19 protein-coding genes, 3 tRNA genes and 1 other RNA gene are annotated in these 25,561 nt (G+C 40.4%); 11 read left to right on the forward strand and 12 right to left on the reverse strand.

All coding sequences use genetic code 11. The annotated features are described in order from the left end of the window. Positions 1-57: 57 nt before the first annotated feature. The 5 genes from PROVRUST_RS03195 to PROVRUST_RS03215 all read left to right on the forward strand — a co-directional run bounded on the left by PROVRUST_RS03195 (position 58) and on the right by PROVRUST_RS03215 (position 2,872). Positions 58-134, forward strand: a tRNA-Val gene (locus tag PROVRUST_RS03195). 42 nt (positions 135-176) lie between these two features. Continuing rightward, positions 177-253 (forward strand) — tRNA-Val (locus tag PROVRUST_RS03200). Positions 254-295: 42 nt separating this feature from the next. Further along, positions 296-372: transfer RNA gene (locus PROVRUST_RS03205), tRNA-Val, on the forward strand. 412 nt (positions 373-784) lie between these two features. Next, complete coding sequence (gene pykF / locus PROVRUST_RS03210) at positions 785-2,197, forward strand: pyruvate kinase PykF (RefSeq protein WP_006813258.1); 1,413 nt, start codon at positions 785-787, stop codon at positions 2,195-2,197. Positions 2,198-2,635: 438 nt separating this feature from the next. Continuing rightward, on the forward strand, positions 2,636-2,872 hold the full coding sequence (locus tag PROVRUST_RS03215; RefSeq protein WP_004263789.1) for a major outer membrane lipoprotein: 237 nt from the start codon (positions 2,636-2,638) through the stop codon (positions 2,870-2,872). 113 nt (positions 2,873-2,985) lie between these two features. Here the strand turns inward: PROVRUST_RS03215 and PROVRUST_RS03220 are convergent, their stop codons facing one another. The 9 genes from PROVRUST_RS03220 to ydiJ form a co-directional block, all read right to left on the reverse strand. Further along, positions 2,986-4,035 (reverse strand): L,D-transpeptidase family protein, encoded by a 1,050-nt coding sequence (locus PROVRUST_RS03220; protein ID WP_006813259.1) that lies wholly within the window; start codon positions 4,033-4,035, stop codon positions 2,986-2,988. Between the two features lie 239 nt (positions 4,036-4,274). Next, positions 4,275-4,691, reverse strand: coding sequence for a cysteine desulfuration protein SufE (gene sufE, locus PROVRUST_RS03225; RefSeq protein ID WP_006813260.1), 417 nt, complete (start codon positions 4,689-4,691; stop codon positions 4,275-4,277). Positions 4,692-4,724: 33 nt separating this feature from the next. Further along, complete coding sequence (gene sufS, locus PROVRUST_RS03230; protein WP_006813261.1) at positions 4,725-5,963, reverse strand: cysteine desulfurase SufS; 1,239 nt, start codon at positions 5,961-5,963, stop codon at positions 4,725-4,727. A gap of 4 nt (positions 5,964-5,967) precedes the next feature. Next, on the reverse strand, positions 5,968-7,275 hold the full coding sequence (gene sufD / locus PROVRUST_RS03235) for a Fe-S cluster assembly protein SufD (protein WP_006813262.1): 1,308 nt from the start codon (positions 7,273-7,275) through the stop codon (positions 5,968-5,970). Next, positions 7,250-7,996 carry a Fe-S cluster assembly ATPase SufC gene (gene sufC / locus PROVRUST_RS03240; protein ID WP_006813263.1) on the reverse strand — a complete coding sequence of 249 codons (747 nt, stop codon included), beginning with the start codon at positions 7,994-7,996 and terminating at the stop codon, positions 7,250-7,252. Before sufC ends, sufD begins: the two co-directional genes overlap by 26 nt. A gap of 44 nt (positions 7,997-8,040) precedes the next feature. Then, the gene (gene sufB / locus PROVRUST_RS03245; protein WP_006813264.1) at positions 8,041-9,540 is read right to left on the reverse strand and encodes a Fe-S cluster assembly protein SufB; all 1,500 of its coding nucleotides are present in this window, start codon (positions 9,538-9,540) and stop codon (positions 8,041-8,043) included. A gap of 16 nt (positions 9,541-9,556) precedes the next feature. Then, a complete protein-coding gene (gene sufA, locus PROVRUST_RS03250; protein ID WP_039854407.1) occupies positions 9,557-9,925 on the reverse strand; it encodes a Fe-S cluster assembly scaffold SufA in 369 nt (122 codons plus the stop codon). 380 nt (positions 9,926-10,305) lie between these two features. Continuing rightward, positions 10,306-10,722 (reverse strand): 1,4-dihydroxy-2-naphthoyl-CoA hydrolase, encoded by a 417-nt coding sequence (gene menI / locus PROVRUST_RS03255; RefSeq protein WP_006813266.1) that lies wholly within the window; start codon positions 10,720-10,722, stop codon positions 10,306-10,308. Then, on the reverse strand, positions 10,719-13,775 hold the full coding sequence (gene ydiJ / locus PROVRUST_RS03260) for a D-2-hydroxyglutarate dehydrogenase YdiJ (RefSeq protein WP_006813267.1): 3,057 nt from the start codon (positions 13,773-13,775) through the stop codon (positions 10,719-10,721). Before ydiJ ends, menI begins: the two co-directional genes overlap by 4 nt. 254 nt (positions 13,776-14,029) lie before the next feature. On the opposite strand from ydiJ, the gene ydiK reads away from it, so the two are divergent. Continuing rightward, a complete protein-coding gene (ydiK, locus tag PROVRUST_RS03265; protein ID WP_006813268.1) occupies positions 14,030-15,145 on the forward strand; it encodes an AI-2E family transporter YdiK in 1,116 nt (371 codons plus the stop codon). A gap of 243 nt (positions 15,146-15,388) precedes the next feature. After that, an RNA gene (rprA, locus tag PROVRUST_RS19115) (antisense sRNA RprA) lies at positions 15,389-15,489 on the forward strand. A 317-nt stretch (positions 15,490-15,806) separates the two neighbouring features. On the opposite strand, the gene ppsA is transcribed toward rprA, so the two are convergent. Next, on the reverse strand, positions 15,807-18,185 hold the full coding sequence (ppsA, locus tag PROVRUST_RS03270) for a phosphoenolpyruvate synthase (protein WP_006813269.1): 2,379 nt from the start codon (positions 18,183-18,185) through the stop codon (positions 15,807-15,809). Between the two features lie 281 nt (positions 18,186-18,466). On the opposite strand from ppsA, the gene ppsR reads away from it, so the two are divergent. The 4 genes from ppsR to PROVRUST_RS03290 all read left to right on the forward strand — a co-directional run bounded on the left by ppsR (position 18,467) and on the right by PROVRUST_RS03290 (position 23,797). Further along, entirely contained in the window at positions 18,467-19,309 is an 843-nt protein-coding gene (ppsR, locus tag PROVRUST_RS03275) for a posphoenolpyruvate synthetase regulatory kinase/phosphorylase PpsR (RefSeq protein WP_172459986.1), read from the forward strand. A gap of 121 nt (positions 19,310-19,430) precedes the next feature. Then, positions 19,431-20,480, forward strand: coding sequence for a 3-deoxy-7-phosphoheptulonate synthase (locus PROVRUST_RS03280; protein ID WP_039854409.1), 1,050 nt, complete (start codon positions 19,431-19,433; stop codon positions 20,478-20,480). A gap of 267 nt (positions 20,481-20,747) precedes the next feature. Continuing rightward, positions 20,748-22,889 carry a TonB-dependent receptor domain-containing protein gene (locus PROVRUST_RS03285; protein WP_039854174.1) on the forward strand — a complete coding sequence of 714 codons (2,142 nt, stop codon included), beginning with the start codon at positions 20,748-20,750 and terminating at the stop codon, positions 22,887-22,889. Positions 22,890-23,425: 536 nt separating this feature from the next. After that, positions 23,426-23,797, forward strand: a complete 372-nt coding sequence (locus PROVRUST_RS03290; RefSeq protein ID WP_006813273.1) for a helix-turn-helix domain-containing protein — start codon at positions 23,426-23,428, stop codon at positions 23,795-23,797. A gap of 83 nt (positions 23,798-23,880) precedes the next feature. On the opposite strand, the gene PROVRUST_RS03295 is transcribed toward PROVRUST_RS03290, so the two are convergent. Together PROVRUST_RS03295 and PROVRUST_RS03300 are read right to left on the reverse strand one after the other, a co-directional pair. After that, the gene (locus PROVRUST_RS03295; RefSeq protein WP_006813274.1) at positions 23,881-24,897 is read right to left on the reverse strand and encodes a lipoate--protein ligase; all 1,017 of its coding nucleotides are present in this window, start codon (positions 24,895-24,897) and stop codon (positions 23,881-23,883) included. 74 nt (positions 24,898-24,971) lie between these two features. Next, complete coding sequence (locus PROVRUST_RS03300) at positions 24,972-25,457, reverse strand: C40 family peptidase (protein ID WP_039854176.1); 486 nt, start codon at positions 25,455-25,457, stop codon at positions 24,972-24,974. Positions 25,458-25,561: the final 104 nt, after the last annotated feature.

The raw sequence follows: 25,561 nt of genomic DNA on the forward strand, positions 1-25,561 counted from the left end.
GATTGATGGCAGAACGTTAATATTCGTCCCCGTTGTTAGAGCAGTATTTACTGATATGCGTCCGTAGCTCAGTTGGTTAGAGCACCACCTTGACATGGTGGGGGTCGGTAGTTCGAGTCTACTCGGACGCACCATTTAAATCAGTAATTAACTGTAAACACGTAATCATTTTCAGTGCGTCCGTAGCTCAGTTGGTTAGAGCACCACCTTGACATGGTGGGGGTCGGTAGTTCGAGTCTACTCGGACGCACCATTCAAATCGATAATTAGCTGTAAACGCGTCATTATCGCCAGTGCGTCCGTAGCTCAGTTGGTTAGAGCACCACCTTGACATGGTGGGGGTCGGTAGTTCGAGTCTACTCGGACGCACCATTTAACTTCATCTTAATCTTGTTTCTTCAATTATCATATTTGACTTGATTGTCCTTTAAAATTGCCTTATTTTGTTGCGCAACAATCTTTCATTTATAAAATCTCACGGTTATTTGATCTTAATTACTTCTGCATTAAATTTTGAAAAATTTGATTTGTCTCACAGTTTGATGTTGTCTATAATACTCGTAAAGGCTGAAAGGTTTCACCAGCCGTAAATCAGTAAGTTAGCTTTATCATAAAATGTCATCTACACTATAATCAGAGTCAAAAAGAGACGTTTTAAGTGTAATTGGATTTTTAACACTAGACTGTCGCCTATTCTTATAAATGAGTTGCGCAACATACTAATTTTGCGCATTAAGCATCGGCGGCAATACCGATTTCCTTTATAACCATTAGATAGACTGCCATGAAAAAAACCAAAATTGTTTGTACCATCGGCCCAAAAACCGAATCCGAAGAGAAATTAACTCAATTACTGGATGCTGGCATGAACGTCATGCGTCTGAACTTCTCCCACGGTGATTATGAAGAACATGGTCAACGTATCAAAAACCTTCGTTCTGTATGTGCAAAAACAGGTAAACAAGCAGCTATCCTGCTGGATACAAAAGGTCCTGAAATCCGTACGATGAAACTGGAAGGCGGTAATGACGTTTCTCTAGTCGCAGGACAAACCTTTGCCTTTACAACAGATACTTCAGTCATTGGTAACAAAGATAGAGTCGCAGTAACCTACCCTGGTTTAACCAAAGATTTGAAAGTAGGCGACACCGTATTAGTTGATGACGGTTTAATTGGTATGAAAGTAACCAATGTCACCGCGACAGAAGTGATCTGTGAAGTCCTCAACAATGGTGACCTCGGTGAGAAAAAAGGTGTTAACTTACCAGGTGTTTCTATTGGCTTACCCGCTCTTGCAGAAAAAGATAAAGAAGACTTAGTATTCGGTTGTCAGCAAGGTGTTGACTTTGTTGCAGCATCTTTCATCCGTAAACGTTCTGATGTTGAAGAAATTCGCGCTCATCTGAAAAAACATGGTGGCGAAAACATCCAAATCATCTCTAAAATTGAAAACCAAGAAGGTTTAAATAACTTCGACGAAATCCTTGAAGCCTCTGACGGTATCATGGTTGCTCGTGGTGACTTAGGTGTAGAAATTCCAGTCGAAGAAGTTATCTTCGCGCAAAAAATGATGATTGAGAAATGTGTTCAAGCACGTAAAGTTGTTATTACTGCAACCCAAATGCTGGATTCTATGATCAAAAACCCACGCCCTACTCGCGCTGAAGCAGGTGACGTTGCTAACGCCATTTTAGATGGTACTGATGCGGTTATGCTGTCTGGTGAAAGTGCCAAAGGTAAATACCCTATCGAAGCAGTTACTATTATGGCCACTATCTGCGAACGTACTGATCGCGTTATGCCTACTCGCATCGAAACTCAAAAGCCGACTCAACGCTTACGTGTTACTGAAGCTGTTTGCCGTGGTGCTGTTGAGATGTCAGAAAAACTGGATGTACCATTAATTGTAGTGGCAACCTATGGTGGTAAATCAGCAAAATCTGTACGTAAATACTTTCCAACTGCACCGATTTTAGCCTTAACAACTAATGAAGAAACTGCGCGTCAGTTACTATTAGTAAAAGGTGTTATTCCAATGATTGTCGGACCATTTGAATCAACGGATGATTTCTATCGCGAAGGTAAACGTGCAGCACTTGAAAGTGGTTTAGCTGCTGCTGGTGATGCCGTTGTCATGGTCTCTGGTGCATTAGTACAAAGTGGAACCACTAATACCTCTTCTGTACACGTCCTGTAAGCGCTTAACTTAATAACGTTATTCTATTAGCCCTATTGCTAAATTAGCAGTAGGGCTTTTTTATTTCCTTAATTTTGTTATCCCTACAAATTTAACATTTTATGCTATTGTAAAATAATTTTTATTTTATTAAAAAAGCCTTAACGACTATTTTTAGATTATTTAAAAAGACAATCACAAAAGGATAATTCAATGCTCAAATATCAACCCAAACAATCCCTAATTTAAATTTTTTTGCCTTTTATCACAGCTAAATACAAAGTATTTCTAGCAAATTTCTGAATTAAGTACTAGCATAAGACTTAGTGAGTACCATACCCTAATTTACATTAGGTTGTTTTAAAGGGATAGAGGTAGCTTTAAGATAATACTCTTAAGTCTATTTTTTGGTTGCTTGCTTTTATATTTTCAAGATAAATCAATCTAGAGGGTAAAATAATGATTCGTACTAAAATTGTACTGGGCTCTATCGTATTAGCTTCAGCATTACTGGCGGGTTGTTCTAACAGCACTGAAGTGCAGAAACTCTCTTCAGACGTGCAAACTCTGAACGGTAAAGTTGATCAACTGAGCAACGATGTTCAGTCTCTGCGTTCTGACGTACAGACTGCACAAGAAGAAGCAGCTCGTGCGAACCAACGTCTGGACAACCAAGTCCGTACTTACAAAAAATAAGTTCGATTTGATTGTTATCTAGAAAAGCTTTTTAAGCTGAATTAGTATTTTATGAGGGCCTATTTTTATAGGCCCTCATTTATTTAGTAGCTATCTATGTTTATTGTTCGTTACTAGCCTTGAGATGACTGATATTTTGCAGGGATTGATGATTTTACCGCCCCTTCAAATACTGGCTGTGGCTGGGTAATTTTAAATGGTTCAATTGGTTTTAACTTCGGATATTGACGATTTGAGTCAATATTCTGGTCACGGTTAACCCGTACAGGTATCCCTGAACGTCTCGCTAGCTCTTGCTCCACCAGCGCTTTATCAATGCCTTCATTTGCTAGGAATGCTTTTAAATCATCCGGTAGCTTAATAGGCATCGTTTGAGGGTCATCCGTTTCTTTACGTGATAATGGCTGATGGACTTCAATATAGTAACTACCATCGGCTTCTTTTGAGTATTTAACCGGCTGGTCAATTACCTGCACTCGTGTTCCTTTCGGTACTGATTTAAATAATGCTTCGATATCATGTGGACGTAAACGAATGCAACCCGAACTAACTCGCATGCCAATCCCGAAATCTGCGTTAGTTCCATGGATCAAATACTCCCCTTTACCATAGGAAAGGCGTAAAGCATACAGCCCCATTGGGTTTTCAGGGCCAGCTGGAACTACCGCCGGTAAAGTGATCCCTTGTTTAGCATAATGTTTACGTATATTTGTGGTTGGTGTCCATGTTGGATCTTTAATCAGCTGGCTAATTGACGTGACCATTTCTGGAGTATCACGACCTAACTGACCAATCCCTATAGGATAAACAATGACTTTCTTACTGTTTGCTGGGAAATAATACAAACGCAATTCGGCTAAATTAATAACAACCCCAGTTCTTGGTGTAGATGGTAATAACATTTGTGAAGGGATAATCAGTTCTTTGCCCGCCTCAGGCAAATAAGGGTCAGTACCTGGATTCGCTTCTAGCATCGCAAGTAAACCAATTTCATGCTCACTCGCTATTGCTTCTAAAGGGCGACCATCATTAGGCACTACGTATGTGGCATTCTCCCCAATTAAGCGCGTATTATTATCTGGCAATAAATATTCTTTGGACTGTGCAGGTGTCAGCACTGCGCTCATGACAAACAAACTCACCGCCGTCAAAACTTTTTTCATACCTACTCCAAGGAAAATAAGGTTATTACAAATATTCAAACAATATCGCTCATAATAGCAACTATCTTGATAGTCTTTAATACTTAATAAATATTTAAATAAATTAATAGCTCATTATTTAATAATCACATAAAGATTTAAATTTAATTTATCTAATAAATACAGTGCGTTAGTTTTTAAAAATCAAGAATGGAAATATATGAAAAGTGTGGGAAATTCATATAATTTCCCACATTTAATTAGAGAAGTTCGTTGGCTCTAGCTAAAATTGACTTGATCATCCCGTTGAGACCTTGGGTACGAGATGGAGTAAGATGTTGCTCCAATTCTAATTTTTGGAAAAAGCCTTTTACATCAATTGCAAGAATTTGCTCAGGCGTCTTTCCTTGAAATAAAATGATAACGATCGCTACTAGCCCCTTAACAATTGCAGCATCGCTGTCACCCGCTAGCAAAATTTGGCCATCGTCCTGTTTTTGCATATCAATCCAGACTTGACTCTGGCAACCTGCAATTAAGTTAGCATCAACTCTTTGGTCGAGTGATAACTCCGGTAATCGACCACCTAGTTCAATCATATATAAGTAGCGTTCTTCCCAATCCTGACAGCGTTCAAAATTGCGTAAAAGTTTCGCTTCATCGGGTAATGCTGACATACATCTTCCTTTGAAATACCGTAAATTAAATCGTTAACCTAATAATTTTTTTATACGTAATAGCGCATTATACAATGCTTCGATATCATGCTTTTGTGTATAAACCCCCACCGATGCACGACACATAGCAGGGACATTATAGCGTTCCATAAGCGGCATAGCACAATGATGTCCGGTACGAATAGCGATGCCATATCTGTCTAAAAATGCGCCAATATCATAAGCATGATGTTCACCCAAATTGAACGCTATCACGCCCTCACGCTGATTATTTCCATATAAACGTAGTGAAGGAACCTGTTGAAGCAATTCGGATGCATACTCAATAATCTGTTTTTCATGGGCAAATGCATTGGCAAGGCCAAGCTGATTAAGGTAATCGAACGCAGCACCTAACCCAATAATACCACTAATATTCGGTGTTCCAGCCTCGAATCTCCATGGGATATCCGCAAACGTAATACCGGTAGTGAAACTGACCTGCCGGATCATTGCTCCGCCCCCTTCCCACGGTGGCATTTTTTCTAGTCGTGATTTTTTACCATATAAGATACCAATTCCCGTCGGGCCATACAGTTTGTGCCCCGAAAACACATAAAAATCACAGTCCAAAGCTTGTACATCGACTATTTGGTGCATAGCACCTTGAGCGCCATCCACTAAAATAGCTAAATCACCCTCTTTCTCTATGGCAATACTGCGTGCTTGTTGGATGATTTTTTTTACTGGATTTACCGTTCCTAGCACATTAGAAATGTGGGTAAAACTGAGTAATTTAGTGCGCTGGTCAATCAATGTATCTAATTGAGAAAGATCTAAGCTCCCATCATCCAAGATAGGTAACACTCGGATTTCACAACCAATCTCTTCTGCCAACATGAACCATGGAACAATATTGGCATGGTGCTCCATTTCGGTAATAACAATGTTATCACCGTCATTAATAAACTGTCGTCCAAAGCTATTAGCAACTAAGTTGATGCCTTCCGTAGTCCCTTTGACGAAAATAATTTCATCTTGAGACTTTGCATGAAGAAAATCCGCTGCTTTTTGGCGAACCTCTTCCATCAAGGTCGTCGCATTCGCACTAAGAGTATGAACGCCACGATGCACGGCAGCATAGTGATGGAGTGTAAATTGGCTTTCACATTCAACCACTAGTTGTGGCTTCTGAACACTTGCAGCACTATCCAAATATACTAATGGATGCCCGTTCACCGATTGTGCTAAGGCAGGAAAATCCTGCCTTACTGTTTCAACATCAAAAGCCATCGATTTACCCCCCCGCTAAACGTTGGTGAATGTTCGCCATTACGGCCGATTTTAGCCCTGCAATATCAATAGACTCGGTTAGTTCTGCAGCGAAGGCATTGATGATCATTTGCTTTGCTGCTTGGTGACTAATTCCCCTCGAACGCAAATAGAATAACTGCTCATCATCCATTCGTCCGACCGTTGCACCATGTCCACATTTCACGTCATCCGCGTAAATTTCCAATTGTGGCTTGGTATCTATCTCCGCTTTTTCACCCAATAACAATGTATTGTTTGTCATCTGCCCATCAGTTTTTAGTGCATTCGGTGCGACTTTAATCATCCCATTAAATACTGTTTTACTGCTGTCCATCCCGATGACTTTATGTAATTGGCGGCTAGAACAATAGCAAGCATTATGCTCAAGATAACTGCGGGTATCCGCTATCTCTGTTCCTTGTGGTAATACCAAACTATTGAGCTCAAACTGCGTATTCTCACCCTCAAGACGTGAACTGGTATGGTGACGTAATAAGCCTGCACCCAATAGAAAACTACTGCTTTTCACTTGGCTATCACGCCCAACAATCATGTCGTTATGCGCAAAATGCTGAGCAGATGGATTCTCTGTAACAAGTTTGAAATGAGATAATTGAGCGTTATCTCCAATTTCTACCGTTAAACGCCCTCCCGTCAAATGAGGCTGATTATCCAAACTCACAAAATGTTCAATGACTTCGCTCTGACTGTTATTTCCAAGGGTGAGATGATAACGATATTGGCTCATATTCGTCCCTTGAGAATTCACACTACCACTCGAAATATTGAGTAAATAGAGAGGTTTAGAAGCCACTTTATTCGCCGCTAAATTAATTAATAACGGTTGTGGTGCCAAACATTCCGTTAGATGAAGAAAAATTTCGCTGTTGACGGCATCTGGCAATACATCTTGGCTATCCAGCAATGTAACCTGAAATTCCCCCATATCAATGGAGCTTAATTCTGCATTATAGCGCCCATCAACAAGAGTAATCCGGTAAGCATCTATTTCTAATGCTATATCGGCATTAGGTTTAAGTACCGACTCTGGATCACTGAAATGATACTGAGTACGTAGAACCGTTTCTAGCGGAGTATAGTGCCAATCTTCATGACGAAATTTAGGCAATCCAACATATTTTGCAATCTCCCAATGCGTTTGCGCATGTTGAGACTTTTCGCCTGAACGATGTTCAAATAGTTGAGCAAAGTTTGCCATTGCTTGCTGATTAAGCTCAGAGACTTGAGCACTTTTTACTGCTCTATCACTGTTGGTCAATAAGCCAGCCATAGCCTTGCTCCTCCAGTTTTTTCGCTAAACTGAAATCACCGGATTTGATGATTCGCCCTTGATACAGAACATGAACAAAATCTGGTTTTACATAGTCTAAAATTCGCTGATAGTGCGTCACAATAATAAATGAACGCTCTGGTGTACGTAGGGAATTCACACCATTAGAAACAATTTTTAATGCATCAATATCTAAACCTGAATCTGTTTCATCTAAAATGCATAACTTCGGCTCCAATGCAGCCATTTGTAAGATATCGTTACGTTTTTTCTCACCGCCCGAGAAGCCTACGTTGACTGAGCGTGTTAGCAAATCTTGTGGCATATCTAACAACGCAATTTTATCTTCGATAAAATCTTGAAAATCAAAACGGTCTAAAGATTCTTGCTGACGATACTCACGCACCGCATTAACCGAGGTTTGTAAGAAAAATTGGTTACTCACACCCGGAATCTCTACTGGGTATTGAAACGCCAGAAAAATCCCCTCTCCTGCGCGATCTTCAGGATCTAGCGCGAGTAAATCCTTACCATTAAATATGACTTCGCCGCTGTCAATTTCATAATCTTCACGACCTGCCAGCGTTGCTGATAATGTACTTTTTCCTGAACCGTTAGGTCCCATAATCGCGTGAACTTCACCAGGTTTAATTTCCAGCGATAACCCTTTTAATATTTCATTACCTTCTACACTGACGTGTAAATCTTTAATGCTTAACATATCAACATGCCTTTAGCGCTAGTGCGCAACTAAACTTGTTAGGATCAGCCCACACTGTGTTCTAAGCTGATAGCCAATAATTTTTGTGCCTCAACGGCAAACTCTAATGGTAGTTCTGAGAAAACATCTTTACAGAATCCATTAACGATCATAGAGATAGCATCATCTTCACTGATACCACGCTGCAAGCAGTAAAACAGCTGATCTTCACCAATACGTGAAGTCGTCGCTTCATGCTCTAAGTGCGCCGTATTATTTTTAACTTCCACATATGGGAAAGTATGTGCACCACACTGTGTGCCAATTAGCATTGAGTCACATTGCGTGAAGTTACGAGCGTTATGTGCACTTGGCAGAATTTTGACTAACCCGCGATAGCTATTCTGGCTTTTACCCGCAGATATTCCTTTCGAAATAATGGTTGAGCGCGTATTTTTGCCAATGTGGATCATTTTAGTTCCAGTATCCGCTTGCTGATTACCGTTTGTCAGTGCTACAGAGAAAAATTCTCCCACAGAGTTATCCCCTTTGAGGATCACGCTTGGGTATTTCCATGTAATTGCTGAGCCAGTCTCTGATTGTGTCCACGACATTTTCGAGTTTTCACCTTCACAGAGCGCACGCTTAGTCACAAAGTTTAAAATTCCACCAGCTTCACTGTCTCCACCTGAGAACCAGTTTTGTACCGTGGAATACTTAACTTCTGCATCTTTATGAATAATGACTTCGACTACCGCAGCATGTAGCTGATAGCTATCTCGAACTGGTGCTGAACAACCTTCGATATAACTGACATAACTGCCTTCATCCGCAATTAAGATCGTACGCTCGAATTGTCCGGTTTTCGCCGCATTTATACGAAAATAGGTCGATAACTCCATTGGGCAACGAACCCCTTTGGGGATATAGACAAAGGTGCCATCAGAAGCCACAGCCGCATTTAATGCAGCAAAGAAATTGTCATGGCTGGAGACTACACTACCCAAGTATTTTTGAACTAATTCTGGATATTCATGGATAGCTTCACCAAATGAGCAGAAAATAATCCCATGTTTTGCTAAATCACCACGATAAGTCGTCGAAACAGAAACGGAGTCAAAAATAGCATCCACAGCAACAGCACTACCTTCACGAACAGGCACACCTAGCTGCTTAAATGCATCTTCCACTTCCGCAGTTAAATAATTATTTTCTTCAACTGCACCGGTAGTTTGTGTTGCACCTGACTGTGAGCCACAAGTATCATCACACGCACCACAAGACGGAGCTGAATAATAGCTATAATCTTGATAATCAAGGTTTGGATAATTTGCTTTTAGCCAATGAGGCTCTTCCATACCCTTCCAGTGATTAAAGGCATCAAGGCGAAATTGAAGCATCCATTCTGGTTCATTACGTTTTGCGGAAATAGCGCGAACCACATCTTCATTTAAACCTTTCGCCATTTCATCGGTTGCGACTTGGGTAAAAAAGCCTTCTTTATAGCGCTTTTCATCAAGCCAGCTTTGAACTTCTTCGCCAACTTCTACATTGCTCTGAGACATAATCTAGCTTCACAAGTTAAACGCCAAAGCTTTCACCACACCCACAGGCATGTTGAGCTTTCGGGTTATTGAATTTAAAAATGTGATTCAGCCCTTCTTGGACATAATCCACCACTGTGCCATCAATAAATGGCATTGCTTGTTTCGGTACATACAGATGTGCGCCATCCAACTCAAATAATAAGTGGTCATCCGTAGGGTTTTCTATCATTTCGAACACATAGCCAAATCCCGCACATCCTGACTGTTTTACGCCAAGGGATAGTCCTTTACTGTTTGGAGTTTGTACCATTAATTTTTTAATTTGTTTTGCCGCACTAGGCGTCAGGCTAACTCCCTGCCAATGATTTTCATCGAGTGAAAACGTCTCTACACCGCCAGTCATTTTGACCTCACTTTTTTCATGGTTTTTCAGCCTGTTATCGGAGATTTCTTCTATATATGACATGGTAATGATAACCCATATGACTTCAACCATTTGTTTTAAGAGGTTATAGCGATTGATCGTAATTTTTCATCCAACTTTCCGCCGAATAGATATCTAACCAATTAATAATTAAGGAATAGATTTAAAATATCACAATATTTTTTATGTATTAAATAGTACATAAAAATAACACAAATTAATAATCGGTCATGCTGTATGACACTGAATTGATTTAAAACGAATTAATTAAATAGATAGGTTCTAATGAATTGATATAAAAGATGAATATTGTCAATAGAATTTGCCCTCAACATCACGATGCTAAGGGCAAAAAATCATTACTCAAATAACACGGCAGTGGTTAAACGAGAGGTGCAACAGAGTTGTCCTTTCTCATTAAATATATCGATATTCCATACCTGTTGGCGACGACCAAGGTGGATAGGTTTACAAACCCCTTTTACAACTCCATCTCGTGCTGCACGGACATGGTTTGCATTAATTTCCAACCCGACAACACGTTGATCGCCTTCAGTACATAAATATCCCGCAATCGAGCCTAGAGACTCCGCAAGAACGACCGAAGCACCACCATGCAGTAAACCGAATGGCTGCTTGGTGCGCTGGTCAACGGGCATTGTGCCTTCCAGATAATCATCACCAAACCCAGTAATCTCAATACCTAAATGCCCTAACATGCAGTCTTTAGCCATTGCTGACATTTGTTGCAAATTAAATTGACGCTTCCAAATCATGAAACAATCTCCAGTAGTGCTTGAATTGGATGTTTTATTGTCGTTTTTTCCATACGTTTTACTTGGCTACGACAAGAGTATCCAGAACTTAAGCAACGTTCTAGGGGTAATTTTTCTATTGCCGGCTTCCACGATAGATTATAGATACCTTTTGAGTTTTCGAGATTAACCACTTCATGCCCATAAGTGCCTGCCATTCCACAGCAACCTACACTCACGTTAGTCAATTTTTGTCCGAACCGAGCGAATAATGCAGTCCATTGATTTGCACTATTTGGTAACGCGGTAGATTCTGTACAATGGCCAAACAGATACCAAGGTTGCTCATTGTCAAATTTGCTATCACGATGTTCTGGCAGGCTTATTAGCCATTCATGAGCTAACATCACCGTAAACTGGCACTGTTCTGCGCCTAAAATTTCATGATATTCGTCGCGGTAACACAATACGAGTGCGGGATCGACACCGACCATCGGCAATTGCAGTTTTGCAACTCGATTCAGAAAATCCGTCGTTTTGCGGGCTGTTTTTGCGAAGCGGTTTAAAAAACCTTTAATATGTTGCGCTTTACCATTCGGAGAAAATGGGAGTAATACCGGTTTAAAACCCAATTTTTCGATCAACCGAACAAAATCTACCACAACTTTTGCATCGTAATAGCTCGTAAATGGATCCTGAACCACAAGCACATATTGTTCGCGAGCAGATGCAGGCATTCCTTCTAGCTGCTCAAGCGTGACGGTGGTTGCAGCATGACCGGATAATTCCTGTTTCAACGTGGGTTGAGAAAACAGTGGCAAATCCACCATTCCAATCGTGTGTTCACTTAATTTTTGCACGAGAGGCTGACGAAGGAAAAAGTTAAATATCCCCGGTGCTCTAGACATAAACGGTGCGCTCATTTCAACATTTGCCACAACGTGGTCACGCATTGGACGCAAATAACGGCTGTGATATAACGCTAAAAATTTTGCTCTAAATGATGGCACATCAATTTTAATTGGGCACTGGGTTGAGCAAGCTTTACACGCTAAGCAGCCTGACATTGACTCTTTCACTTCGTGAGAAAAATCGTAGTCACCCTTTTTTGCTCGCCAAGAGTTACGGGTTTTTTCGATCAATCCTCGCAGTGAAGGCGAATCATCTTTTACTCCCCGTTCAATCTGGTCAGGCGTTACCCCCTGCTCAGCTAATAAACGCAACCATTCGCGAACTAACGTTGCTCGTCCTTTAGGGGAATGGATGCGCTGACGAGTTATTTTCATCGATGGGCACATCTGACTTTTCACATCGAAGTTAAAGCATAAGCCATTCCCATTACAGTCCATAGCGCCACGGAACTCTTGGCGTATTTGAAGCGGAATTTGTCGATCAAATGTCCCACGCTTAACGGCATCAACCTGTTTCATTGGCGCATCAAGCCCTTCAGGCGGGCATATTTTCCCAGGATTTAATCGGTTATCAGGATCGAATGCTGCTTTAATTTTACGCAACTCTCCATACAACACATCGCCAAAAAATTCAGGGCTGTACTGTGCTCGGAAGCCTTTACCGTGCTCCCCCCATAATAACCCACCATATTTCGCCGTAAGCACAACAATTTCATCAGAAATTTGCTTCATCAATATTTCTTGTTGTGGGTCACACATATCTAATGCTGGACGAACGTGTAACACCCCCGCATCAACGTGACCAAACATACCGTAGCTCAGTTTATGGTGATCAAGAAGCGCTCTAAATTCTGCAATATAGTCCGCTAAATGTTCAGGTGGAACGCAGGTATCTTCAACAAATGGAATTGGTTTTGCAGCGCCTTTACTATTTCCTAATAATCCCACCGCTTTTTTACGCATATTATAGATACGCGTAATATCTTCGAGGTCATGGCAAATTTGATAGCCAATGATGCCGGCTTGGTTACTGGACATCAATTCATCGATACGTAAGCATAAATGATCCGTGAGCTGATTAATTTCAGCTTCATCATCACCACTAAATTCGACAATATTAAGCCCTAGCATCTCTTTATCAGGGACGTCAGTGATAAGTGATTTGACTGAATGCCAAACAATATCTTCTTTCGCTAGATTAAGAACCTTTGAATCCACCGTTTCTACTGATAGCGCTTTCGCTTGTACCATGAATGGGGCATTACGTAAGGCAGATTCAAAAGAGTCATATTTTACATTCACTAAACGACGTACTTTTGGTATTGGTGTAATATCCAATGTCGCTTCAGTGATAAAAGCTAAGGAGCCCTCAGAGCCTGTTAATATCCGTGTTAGATCAAACTGACTTAGGTCATCATTGAAAACGTGGCGTAAATCATAACCCGTTAAAAATCGATTGAGTTTTGGAAATTTTTCTTCGATTAAAGGGCGTTGCTCTAAACAACGTTCTAAAACAGTTTTATAAATCCGTCCTTCAACAGAATCCTCTGACGCAATCGTTTGGGCGAGTTCGATCGGCATAGCCCGAGTCTCAAGGCAAGCCCCCCCTAAAACCATGGCTTTAACACCCAGCACATGGTCTGAAGTCTTACCATAAACTAATGAGCCTTGCCCCGATGCATCCGTATTGATCATTCCACCTAGCGTCGCACGGTTACTCGTCGACAATTCTGGGGAGAAAAAATAACCATACGGTTTGAGGTATTGGTTTAACTGGTCTTTTATCACACCCGCTTCGACTTTAACCCACCCTTGCTCCAGATTAATGTCTAAAATTCGATTCATATAGCGGGACATATCCACCACAATCCCTTCTGTTAGAGATTGCCCATTCGTGCCCGTACCGCCACCGCGAGGTGTAAAACTCAACTCACGATATTTTTCCTGCCCGGCTACACGCGTGATGATTTGTACATCAGCACTCGAACGCGGAAAAATAACGGCTTGTGGTAATAATTGGTAGATACTGTTATCGGTAGCCATGGACAAGCGTTCGGCATAACTGGTTCCGTTATCACCGGTGAAACCTTGCTCTTGCAATTCATGCAAAAATTGTATGGCTAATTGACTGAGATGTGGTGCTTCAGATATACGCGGGATCATTATTAATCATGACTCTTGTTGTTTAGTATCGCATTTGTCGTTATGTACTATCTTTATTTTAAGTAGCACAATAGGCACAAGGTTTGCTGAACGATGACCTAGCGCCACTGTACTGATAGTACATTTGCGGATGACATTGTCCTTAAAACCATATCACACTATTGTTTTTTTTAACCATGAAAAATAATTACGTTATTTTCACCTGTAAAAGCAGTAAAACCACAGAATTTTCATTTGTTAAGGATTAATCATTAATGGAAAAATCGCAAAAACGCATGGATCTCCCCAAGCTTGTCCTTGGACTGCTCTCCATTATCTTTATGATAGCCACCTGTTTTTGGGTATTAAGTCCATTTATTTTAGGATTTGTATGGGCTGGGATGATGGTTATTGCCACTTGGCCAATTATGTTAAAACTACAAGTTCGACTATGGAATAAGCGTTGGCTCTCATCTGTCGTAATGGTGTTGCTGATTTTCTTACTGTTTGTTATTCCATCAAGTATCCTGATTGGCAGTATCATTCAAAATAGTGCTCCATTAATTGAACTTGCTAAGTCCCCAGCCAATATTACTTTACCCGATTTAGAGTGGCTGAATCAGATCCCTATGGTTGGTGAAAAACTGTATTACGCATGGCATAGCCTAGTTGCTAGTGGTGGTAATGCACTGTTAGCTAAGGTTCAACCTTACATTGGTCAAGCCGCAGGTTGGTTTGCTACCCAAGCCATTAGTGCTAGCCGTTTTCTCTTCCATTTGATGCTGATGCTACTGTTCAGCGGTCTGCTTTATTATAAAGGTGAACTCGTCACTTTAGGCATTCGCCATTTTGCAGTTCGTTTAGCAGGGATCCGTGGTGATGCTGCGGTCGTGCTTGCAGCGCAATCCATCCGAGCAGTGGCACTCGGAGTTGTAGTGACTGCATTAGTACAAGCCATTGTTGGTGGTATTGGCTTAGCGCTTTCGGGGATTAGCTATGCCGCCATCCTAACGGTACTCATCTTTATCTGCTGCGTGGCACAGATTGGACCATTACTCGTCATGATACCGTCTGTTCTGTGGCTATTTTGGACGGGAGATACCACATGGGCCATTATCCTTGGTGTGTGGGCAGCAATCGTAGCGACCATGGATGGCGTACTGCGCCCTTGGTTGATTAAGATGGGTGCAGATCTTCCAATGGTACTGATTTTAATTGGGGTTATTGGTGGTATCCTATCATTCGGAATGATTGGCTTATTTATTGGTCCGGTTGTACTCGCCGTTTCTTACAGTTTGTTGAAGGCATGGATGAATGAAGTTGCACCACCGAGTGAAAGTTTAGATGAGACTGAAAAGTTTCTTGAAGAAGAGTTTTTAATGAAAAAGTAAATTTCACTTAATTACAAAAAAGCATGCTCTATTTTGAGCATGCTTTTCTATTCTTTCATTCTCATTAATATTTAGAAACAATATTTAACACTCTTACGTTAGTTTTTATTCTTAATTATGTTAATATTCTTTTCGTCGAATGAATTATCATTTAGGAACAATAAGTAATATTTTATTAAGAGAGTTCTTAATGATTAACGTATAATAACAGTTTATTATAATCTTGTTACTATATCTTCGATAATGAATATCTAGCTATGTTTTTTATATTACTAAACGTAGTTTACTCAATGAATTGCTGTGTGTAGTCTTTGCCTGTCAGCCCATGATAGGCTTTTTTTTTATCTAAACCCCAGCGCCCCTCCGTGACTTATATTATATTCTCAAATTACACTTTATACGTGATTACACATAATTAGGGTATTATCTGATTAATAAAGTTGTCATTATATTTTTAATATTAATTCCGACACTAATAATGAGACGATAGTTTTATTTTGATGAAATAATAGTTAGCTTTTATGAATTATTACTTAATTCAAACCTATTACGTGTTTATTCCAATTTATGTAATAGGCTAAATCTATATATAAAAAAGGCCGGTAAATTATAATTATTTACCGGCCTTCCATGATAAGTTAATTAAAATATAATTATTAACTTATTGATTTTCAGCGATTGTTAGCCATGTTTGAACAACAGTATCCGGGTTCAATGATAAGCTATCAATCCCTTCATCCACCAACCATTGTGCAAAATCTTGATGGTCTGAAGGACCTTGACCACAAATGCCTACATATTTGTTCTGACGTTTAGCGGCTTTGATTGCCATCGACAACATTGCCTTAACGGCATCATTACGCTCATCAAACAGCTCAGATACCACGCCCGAGTCTCTATCGAGACCAAGAGTTAACTGAGTCATATCATTCGAACCAATAGAGAAGCCATCAAAGTGCTCAAGGAACTGGTCTGCAAGTAACGCATTCGATGGGATTTCACACATCATAATGAGTTTGAGACCATTTTCGCCACGTTTCAAATCATGCTTAGCTAATTCAGCAACCACAGACTCGGCTTGTGCAACGGTACGTACGAATGGGATCATCACTTCAACGTTAGTTAGACCCATAGTATTACGAACACGTTTAACTGCTTCACACTCTAATGCAAAGCATGCACGGAAACTATCTGACACATAGCGTCCTGCGCCGCGGAAGCCCAACATAGGGTTTTCTTCTTTGGGCTCATACACATCCCCCCCAACGAGATTCGCATACTCGTTAGATTTAAAGTCAGATAAACGGACAATCACGCGTTTTGGCCAGAATGCAGCCGCTAACGTCGAAATACCTTCAGTCAGTTTACTAATATAGAACTCAACAGGGTCATCATACCCCGCCATCATGCTACGAATTTCGCTCTGTAATTCAGGTGATTGTGCATCAAACTCTAATAATGCTCTTGGATGAACACCGATCATACGGTTGATAATGAATTCTAATCGGGCTAAGCCAACACCTTCATTTGGTAAACAAGCAAAGTCGAATGCACGGTCAGGGTTGCCCACGTTCATCATGATTTTTACATTCAGGTCCGGCATATTGTCGACTTCAGAGCTATGGATTTCAAACTCTAATTTACCGTCGTACACAAACCCTGTATCCCCTTCAGAACATGAAATGGTTACTTCCTGACCTTCTTTCAGGCGTTCAGTCGCATCACCACAACCAACCACAGCAGGAATCCCCAACTCACGAGCAATAATTGCCGCGTGGCAAGTACGTCCACCACGGTTAGTCACGATTGCAGCGGCTTTTTTCATGATCGGTTCCCAATCAGGATCCGTCATGTCCGTCACTAATACATCACCAGGTTGAATTCTATCCATCTCACTTAAGTTATGGATAACTTTCACACTTCCTGCACCAATACGATGACCAATAGCACGTCCTTCAACTAAAACCTGCCCTTGATTTTTCAGTTGATAGCGTTCCATAACCTGCTGATTTGAACGAACGGTTTCCGGTCGAGCTTGAACAATATATAGACGACCATTATGTCCATCTTTTGCCCACTCGATGTCCATTGGACGACCATAGTGTTTTTCAATTTGCAGAGCCTGACGAGATAACTCTTCTACTTCATGATCAGTCAAAGAGAAACGATTGCGTAGTGCTTCTGGTACATCTTCAATCTTAACTTGTTTACCGTGCTCTTTACTGTCGGCATACACCATTTGTAATTTTTTAGAGCCTAAAGTACGACGAACAATTGCAGGCTTATTATTTTGTAATGTTGGCTTATGTACGTAGAACTCGTCAGGATTGACAGCGCCTTGTACAACCATCTCACCAAGACCATAAGCAGAGGTAATAAAGACAACTTGATCGAAACCAGATTCAGTATCGATAGTAAACATAACGCCCGAGGACGCCAGATCAGAACGTACCATTCTTTGCACACCAGCAGAGAGGGCTACCCCACGATGGTCATAACCTTGGTGTACACGATAAGATATAGCACGATCATTAAACAGCGACGCAAATACGTGTTTAATTGCAACCAGTACAGCATCAATCCCTTGCACGTTGAGGAATGTCTCTTGTTGCCCTGCAAATGAAGCGTCAGGCATATCCTCAGCAGTGGCAGATGAGCGAACAGCGAATGAAGCGTCAGCTTCACCTTCAGACAACGTAAGAAAGGCCTCACGGATATCCTGTTCTAGCTCTTTCGTCAGTGGGGTCTCAATCACCCATTGACGGATCTGAGCACCGGCAATCGCCAGTTGATTCACATCATCAATATCCGTTTCATCTAGCAGGTTATAAATACGTTGGTTTACACCACTCTGCTCCAGAAAATTATTAAACGCCTGTGCGGTTGTCGCAAAACCGTTTGGTACGGATACACCAAGATCGGATAAGTTGGTAATCATTTCACCGAGAGAGGCATTTTTACCGCCTACACGGTCAACATCATTCATCCCTAATTGGTTATACCAAAGTACATTACACGGAGTAAGGCCATTTGTGGACATTGAAAGCGATCCTTCTATAGCAATTTAGTGACAGACAACAAATCGTAAAAAATCTCGTTGGCGAAAATTCGCCTCGCGAATAGACTAGCACAGACGTTATGGGAAGATGGACTGGTGAATCGTTCCATCATTGAATAAAAAATTTTTGTTCTAAAAATTGTTCAAATTATGTCTATACTTCCCCGCATAAACTATTTTTTAAACTTTAATCGATTACAATATTTCAACAATCTGGCAATAAATACGATAAAAAGAAATCATTTATGAGCGAGCTAAATCCAATGAATAAGAGTGTCAACCAAGCCCAGCGAACTGTTTTTTTTATTTCTGATGGCACGGCAATAACCGCTGAAACGTTAGGGCATGCCGTATTGTCTCAATTTCCTTTATCTTTTATTTCTTATACTTTACCGTTTGTAACCACTGAGGCTCGCGCATTAGAAATCAAACAAAAAATTGACGTAATTTATACCGAAACTCAGATGCGTCCGCTGGTGTTCTATTCAATTATATCCCCACAAGTTAGAGAGATAATTACCCAAAGCTCAGGATTCTGTCAGGATATTGTGCAAAGTTTAGTCGCACCAATCCAACGTGAAGTCGGTTTAGAGCCTGAACCAAAGTTGAATCGTACCCATGGCTTATCTATGCAGAATATGAATCAGTATGATGCCCGTATTGCAGCGATTGAATACACCTTAGCTCATGATGATGGTATTTCATTGCGTAACCTAGAGCAGGCTCAAGTGATTTTAATCGGTGTCTCTCGCTGTGGAAAAACACCCACAAGCTTATATTTAGCCATGCAATTTGGCATTCAAGCCGCAAATTATCCATTCACAGCCGATGATATGGATAATTTACAGTTACCCATAGCTCTACGTCCTTATACCCATAAGTTATTTGGATTGACAATCAGCCCTGAGCGATTAGCTGCAATCCGTGAAGAACGTCGAGAAAATAGCCGATATGCCTCTTTACGCCAGTGTCGTATCGAGATTTCAGAAGTTGAAGCTTTGTTTAGACAGAATAAAATCAATTACTTAAATACCACAAACTACTCTGTTGAAGAAATTTCGGCAAAAGTGATTGATACGATGGGGCTACAACGTCGTATTTTTTAGCAGAATAAAATATAAAAAATTATTCATTCAACCCTGATTGAAGGTTGAATTTGAGCCACTTTCGTTTATTGTGACTTTAGTCACTAATATGGCTCAGCCTATTAAAGTTTTGAGAAACGAAATGCATAAAACAGATGAGTTACGCACTCAGCGAGTGGACAGCCTAATTACGCCACAAACGCTCGCAGAGGAATTCCCTATTTCACAAGAGATTGCTGAAAACGTGACAGCGTCACGTAAGAGAATTGAAAATATTTTATCGGGTCAAGACCCTCGCTTGTTAGTTATCGTGGGCCCATGCTCAATTCATGATATCGACGCTGCAATTGAGTATGCAAATAAACTCAACCAGTTACGTCAAAAATATCAAGACCGACTAGAAATCGTCATGCGGACTTATTTTGAGAAGCCGCGAACGGTTGTCGGCTGGAAAGGACTCATCTCCGATCCCCATCTTGATAACTCGTGCCAAGTCAATACAGGGATACGACTCGCTCGTAAGTTACTAATTGAGGTTAACCAATTAGGACTGGCAACGGCTACCGAATTTCTCGATATGGTAACAGGGCAATATATTGCTGACCTTATCAGTTGGGGAGCTATCGGCGCGCGCACGACAGAAAGCCAAATTCATCGCGAAATGGCATCAGCCCTATCCTGCCCTGTTGGGTTCAAGAATGGTACTGATGGTAATATCAATATTGCGATTGATGCAATCCGTGCAGCAAAAGCCCAACATATGTTTTTATCACCAGATAAAACTGGGCAAATGACGATTTATCAAACTAGCGGGAACCCACATGGTCATGTGATCATGCGTGGAGGCAAAAAGCCAAACTATACAGCAGAATATATTCAAGAAGCCTGCGATAAATTGCATAAATTTGGATTAGCTGAACATTTAGTGGTCGATTTTAGTCATGGAAATTGTCAAAAAATACACCGCCGTCAGTTAGATGTAGCCAAAGATATTGCAAAGCAAATTGAACAGGGTTCAACGGTTATTAGCGGTGTGATGGCAGAAAGTTTCCTACTGGAAGGGAACCAACAAATTAAAGAAAACCAGCCTTTGGTTTACGGTCAATCAATTACTGATCCTTGTCTTGGATGGGAAGATACTGAACAATTGATTGAAATCCTTGCTAACGCTGTCAATTCACGTTTTAAATAAACTCGTTCATAGGGTCACTTTAGCTTAATTTTAAAGCTAAAGTGACTTCAAGCAGTTACCCCGCGAATATATCACCAACAATCAATTCACCATTAAAAATAATTAGCTATTAATTCTTTTATATTATTTATTTTTAGCTAGAAATTACTTGATCTCCCTTAGTTTCAATTGATAATGATTCTCGTTTTTAACCGCAAGCCACCCAGCGATACATTTAACTATCTAGGCAGCCAGCATCATACATATCAATCAGGAAAGGATTTCCTAATGGCGTTTACACCGACATCTGCATCAAGAGCAGATTATTCATACAATAAAAAATTCTCTTTATCGACTTTAACCCTCGCAATTTCTATCACCGGATTTAGCGCGAATATTCATGCAACACAAGATGTCATGCATGTCACATCTCCCCCACTCAATAACGAAAAATTGGCTGTCGCTGAGCAAATTGAAATAATTGATGCAACTGCACCAGAACATCAAACTGCAAGCTCTGCGCTGAGTTTACTCAAGGGGCAATCCGGTGTTTTTGTGACTGGAATGGGCAGTACTTACGGTGAAGGGGTTCAAATGCGCGGTTATGATTCGCGCGGTGTTAAAGTGACCATCGACAATATCACACAGGATTTTAACTCTGGTTTGTTTGATGCAACGTTCATAGACCCCTCATTAGTCAGTAAAGTCTATGTTCATAAAGGTGCATCTTCCGTCCAACATGGTAGCGGTGCCCTTGCTGGCGTTGTTTCATTAAAAACATTGAATGCGGCTGATGTGCTAGCTTCTGGGAAAAATTTAGGTGGGCGAGTATTTAGCGGCATTAATCGTAATGACCATAGTTATTACGCAGGCGCAACATTACTGGGGAGAACAGATACCTTTGATAGTCTATTCAGTTACAGCCAGCGTAAAAAATTTTTCACCGCCTCTCCTGATTCCGTAAATTTCGATAACCATGAAAAAATTCACAATTGGATGTTAAAAACTTCTTGGCTGGCTAACCCAGCTTATCAAGTTGGATTACAACTACGCGAGTATCGCAATGATGGTACTAGCCTAAAACAACCTACAACCATTGATACCAAGAAAGTGATGTACGCGAATACACCTCATCAGCGTCAGAGTCATCAACGTGATGTGCTAATAAACCAACGTTTTACACCACAGAATAAATTTAACTGGCAAGCAGAATGGGATCTGTATTATACCGATTTATATTTGAGCCAATTAGATTTAGTTAAAGCCATCAAAAAACCTAACGAGTATGGTGAGGAGTCTCGTAACCAATACACTTATGGAACAAAATTTTCCAACAGTTTTACTGTTCCAGTATCCAGTTGGGCATATAATTATATGCAAAGTGGTTTTGAACACTATCAACAGAAACAAACGCCTAATCAATATGCGATTAGCTATCCTCCAACTGAACTGTCCAATACGTCAGGCTGGCTAATCAGTGACCTGACCCTACAGCATTTACCTATCACCTTATCTGCGGGAACACGCTTTACCCAATATCAAGTGAATCGAGAAGGTTTCGATAAAAGTCAGCATACTAACTGGTCCTCTCGCTTTGCTGTGAACGCAACACCAACTTCATGGTTAAGTCTCCACTCATCTTATGCGGAGGGCTTCCGTGCACCACGAATGGCTGAGCTATATAATGATTCTCAACATTTTAAAATACCCATCTACGGAATATCAGTTTTCAGACCATCCCCTGATCTAAAACCAGAAACCAATCAGACCATAGAAGCCGGATTTAAGCTGAGTTTTGATGATTTTGTTGTAGCAAATGATTTCATTCAAATTGGCAGTACCTACTTTACGACCAAAGCTGATAACTATATTGCTACCCATGCGGTATATAAAAAGGCCGTGGGACGAGATTTTATGTGGACATGGCTCCCAAAAGAGGTTTATTACATCAATGTTCCATCAGCCACCATCACTGGGTTTGATAGCTTTATTAAATATCAATCCCAATGGTTTGAACTCAGCCTCAATCATAACGTCACAGTCGCTAAAGAAGATGTTGAAAATTACTCACTCTCTTCGATCCGACCAGAAACTTTAACGACACATTTCAAAACTCCTATCGCAAGTACAGGCGTCAATATCGGATGGATTGGTGAGTTTTCAGCAAAAACTCAATTTACGGGAGATAGTACATACAAGCTAAAAGACCATAAATTTGATGAAAACCTAGATCGCCATCGTAGAGAGATTATTCAATACGCTGGTTATGGAGTTCATGATTTCTATGTGAATTATCATGCCGATCAATTCGTTAAGGGATTGAATACCACCCTTACGATGAAAAATGCTTTCGACCGCCAATATGTTTCTTCACTCGGTGTCCCACAAGAGGGTCGTAATTTTTATTGGCATGTTAACTATAACTGGTAACCAATTAGCAAATAATAATTAGAATGGTAGGCTCCTTTTTTACACAATTACCTGTAATCAATGAGCCTGCCATCACAATTTAAACAGTAATAAGCCCGCGAACTCTCTACCATTATGCGATTTCTAAAGCTGATAAGCCTATGATTCAATTCAACTCGGAATTTCCTGTTAATTGTTATTGCTTGGTGACAAATAAACTACTAATTAGCACAAATAAAATATCAATAGTTTACTTGGTTAATAAAATCGAACAGATCGAACAATAATTTTGAATAAATAAAAAATCATCGAATACTCTAGCCAGGAAAAACAAAATAAATCAATTAACCTATTGAATATATACAACAATAAACATGCATCTATGTATGTTTAACTCTACAAGGTTTGACAAAACCTATCGTAACAATAGTTATTCTCATTCAAAAAAAGCACGATTAGCCTATCGATATATCGGAAAAAAAGGAAGAATAGACCATAATTTCATGAGTTATTATTAGTTATTAATGAACAATAGCCTACGGTTGTAGGAGGTAAATATGTCAGAAAGCGTAGTCAACGAAATTATTAGATGGCTAGAAAGCCAATTGCAACGTAATGAAGGCATCAAAATCGATACCATTGCGGATAAAAGTGGATATTCAAAATGGCATTTACAGCGAGTCTTCAAAGAACTTAAAGGCTGTACTCTTGGTGAATATGTTCGTAAACGCCGCTTGCTAGAAGCCGCAAAATCGTTACGTGAAGGTAACTTACCGATCCTCGACATTGCCTTGCAATATGGTTTTAGCTCTCAGGCGACATTTACTCGCATATTTAAAAAGCATTTTGACACTACACCAGCGAAATTTCGCCAAGCAGGTGAATTACCTGAGTGTAAAACGTTCATGACCTGTAATTGCCATCACTAAGTAAAAATTAGATTTTCGTTGCACCCTCAAACAACCATTCAAACGAAATCTATCTTTGAGCCGATAAATAATCGGCTCTTTTTTTAGCTCAATTCAGAAATCAACCAATTTTCTAAATCAGCAAATTGTGCGGATAAATGAGGCCATTGTTCGTTCATTTTTATCACTAAATGGCGAATTGTTTCGGTCTGGTAATGCAGCCCCACTAACTGATTACTCAGCCATTCTAATGGTGAAGGATCAAGACTATCCGTGAAAAACTGACAACGTGTAATGGTGCCTTTCTCAATATCAAAGTGAAACTCAATACCGCCCCAAGGAAAACGGGTATCAGCTAAATGACTAAATGCTGGAGCTTGTCCAAAGTTCCATTCCCAGCTACTTTGTTTAGCAAATGTTGCTTCAAAATTCGGTAAATCGGGGAGTTTTTCTGGAGAAATGTATTCAGGCTCAACCGTTTCACCATAGTAACTGAAGAAGCTATCTATTATCCCAGCACAGACGGTATTATGATTAATATCGGGTACTAATTCATTCAGATTAGCGACTCGCGAACGAACTGATGTAATCCCTTTTGCTTGAAGTTTTTTCGGATCTGGATTGAGATAATTAGCAAGGCGACTCAAATCTGTACTGATCAGTAATGTACCATGATGGAAACCGCGATCTTTCGTTTCACGATATGCTGAACCAGATATTTTTCTTGGCCCATTGGGTGTATTCAGCACCAAGTCATTACGCCCAGAAACCTCTGCAGAAATTCCCACTTTGGCTAGCCCATCGACAATTATTTGGGTTGATATGGTTTTATCATATTCCGGTTTGCCCGCCATAAAGGTAAAGCAGGTATTGCCTAAATCTTGGAAAACCGCACCCCCACCGCTGCTACGACGCGCTAATCGAACATTGTCTTGCTCCATTTTTCGAGTATTACACTCTTTCCACGGATTTTGAGCCCGTCCAATGACCACCGTATCTGCATTGCGCCATAAAAACATAACACGTTGATCCGCTGACATTTGACGAAAAATAGTCTCTTCTACCGCTAAATTAAACCACGGGTCGAAGGATTCTGAGATAAATAAACGTAATGTAGACATTGGACTATCCTAAAAACAAAACTTGCCCCTAAGATAGCATAATCATTGAGAAATTCATGGGGTAAGGTTCTAAATTAGATACGCCGAGCCTGCCAAAACACTTTTCGCCAATAAACGTTATCCATCGAAGAACGGATAACGCCTTTACTAGTAGATGCATGAATAAAAGTATTATCGGTATCATAAATACCAACATGCAAGCCATTCTCTCCAGAGCCTGTTTTGAAAAAGACTAAATCGCCGGGCATTAAATCTGATTTATCGATACGAGTCCCAAGACGAGTCTGATCAACCGTTGTCCGAGGAACTTCAATTGCAAAACGATCACTGAAAGTACGATAGACAAAGCCGGAACAATCCACCCCATTTTGACTCATACCACCATAATGATACGGCGTGCCATACCATTGACTTAACTGGTCTTTGAGCTGGGCAATCGTCATGATGGGATCTGACAATTGAGTTTTCATCGGCGGCGCTGAGGTTTGCTTAACTGATGATGAGCACCCGATTAACACCAAACAAAATAGCAATGGTAAGTATTTTAGATTCATTATCATAACGTGCCCTACAAGCTATCCACGAACTATCACCTAAAGCGATATAATAATATGTAATGAATATAATTTACAACGCATGAAAAATAAACAGCGAACACTAATTG

This window comes from Providencia rustigianii DSM 4541 (assembly GCF_000156395.1).
Classification (GTDB): Bacteria; Pseudomonadota; Gammaproteobacteria; order Enterobacterales; family Enterobacteriaceae; genus Providencia; species Providencia rustigianii.

Bases quoted from the DNA above. Each gene is read 5' to 3' on its own strand.
- pykF (WP_006813258.1), top strand. From the start codon at position 785: ATGAAAAAAACCAAAATTGTTTGTACCATCGGCCCAAAAACCGAATCC.
- PROVRUST_RS03280 (WP_039854409.1), top strand. From the start codon at position 19,431: ATGCATAAAACAGATGAGTTACGCACTCAGCGAGTGGACAGCCTAATT.
- ydiJ (WP_006813267.1), bottom strand. From the start codon at position 13,775: ATGATCCCGCGTATATCTGAAGCACCACATCTCAGTCAATTAGCCATA.
- PROVRUST_RS03295 (WP_006813274.1), bottom strand. From the start codon at position 24,897: ATGTCTACATTACGTTTATTTATCTCAGAATCCTTCGACCCGTGGTTT.
- ppsR (WP_172459986.1), top strand. From the start codon at position 18,467: ATGAATAAGAGTGTCAACCAAGCCCAGCGAACTGTTTTTTTTATTTCT.
- sufD (WP_006813262.1), bottom strand. From the start codon at position 7,275: ATGGCTGGCTTATTGACCAACAGTGATAGAGCAGTAAAAAGTGCTCAA.
- PROVRUST_RS03285 (WP_039854174.1), top strand. From the start codon at position 20,748: ATGGCGTTTACACCGACATCTGCATCAAGAGCAGATTATTCATACAAT.
- ydiK (WP_006813268.1), top strand. From the start codon at position 14,030: ATGGAAAAATCGCAAAAACGCATGGATCTCCCCAAGCTTGTCCTTGGA.
- PROVRUST_RS03220 (WP_006813259.1), bottom strand. From the start codon at position 4,035: ATGAAAAAAGTTTTGACGGCGGTGAGTTTGTTTGTCATGAGCGCAGTG.
- ppsA (WP_006813269.1), bottom strand. From the start codon at position 18,185: ATGTCCACAAATGGCCTTACTCCGTGTAATGTACTTTGGTATAACCAA.
- sufB (WP_006813264.1), bottom strand. From the start codon at position 9,540: ATGTCTCAGAGCAATGTAGAAGTTGGCGAAGAAGTTCAAAGCTGGCTT.
- menI (WP_006813266.1), bottom strand. From the start codon at position 10,722: ATGATTTGGAAGCGTCAATTTAATTTGCAACAAATGTCAGCAATGGCT.
- sufS (WP_006813261.1), bottom strand. From the start codon at position 5,963: ATGGCTTTTGATGTTGAAACAGTAAGGCAGGATTTTCCTGCCTTAGCA.
- PROVRUST_RS03300 (WP_039854176.1), bottom strand. From the start codon at position 25,457: ATGATAATGAATCTAAAATACTTACCATTGCTATTTTGTTTGGTGTTA.
- sufC (WP_006813263.1), bottom strand. From the start codon at position 7,996: ATGTTAAGCATTAAAGATTTACACGTCAGTGTAGAAGGTAATGAAATA.
- sufE (WP_006813260.1), bottom strand. From the start codon at position 4,691: ATGTCAGCATTACCCGATGAAGCGAAACTTTTACGCAATTTTGAACGC.
- PROVRUST_RS03290 (WP_006813273.1), top strand. From the start codon at position 23,426: ATGTCAGAAAGCGTAGTCAACGAAATTATTAGATGGCTAGAAAGCCAA.
- PROVRUST_RS03215 (WP_004263789.1), top strand. From the start codon at position 2,636: ATGATTCGTACTAAAATTGTACTGGGCTCTATCGTATTAGCTTCAGCA.
- sufA (WP_039854407.1), bottom strand. From the start codon at position 9,925: ATGACTGGCGGTGTAGAGACGTTTTCACTCGATGAAAATCATTGGCAG.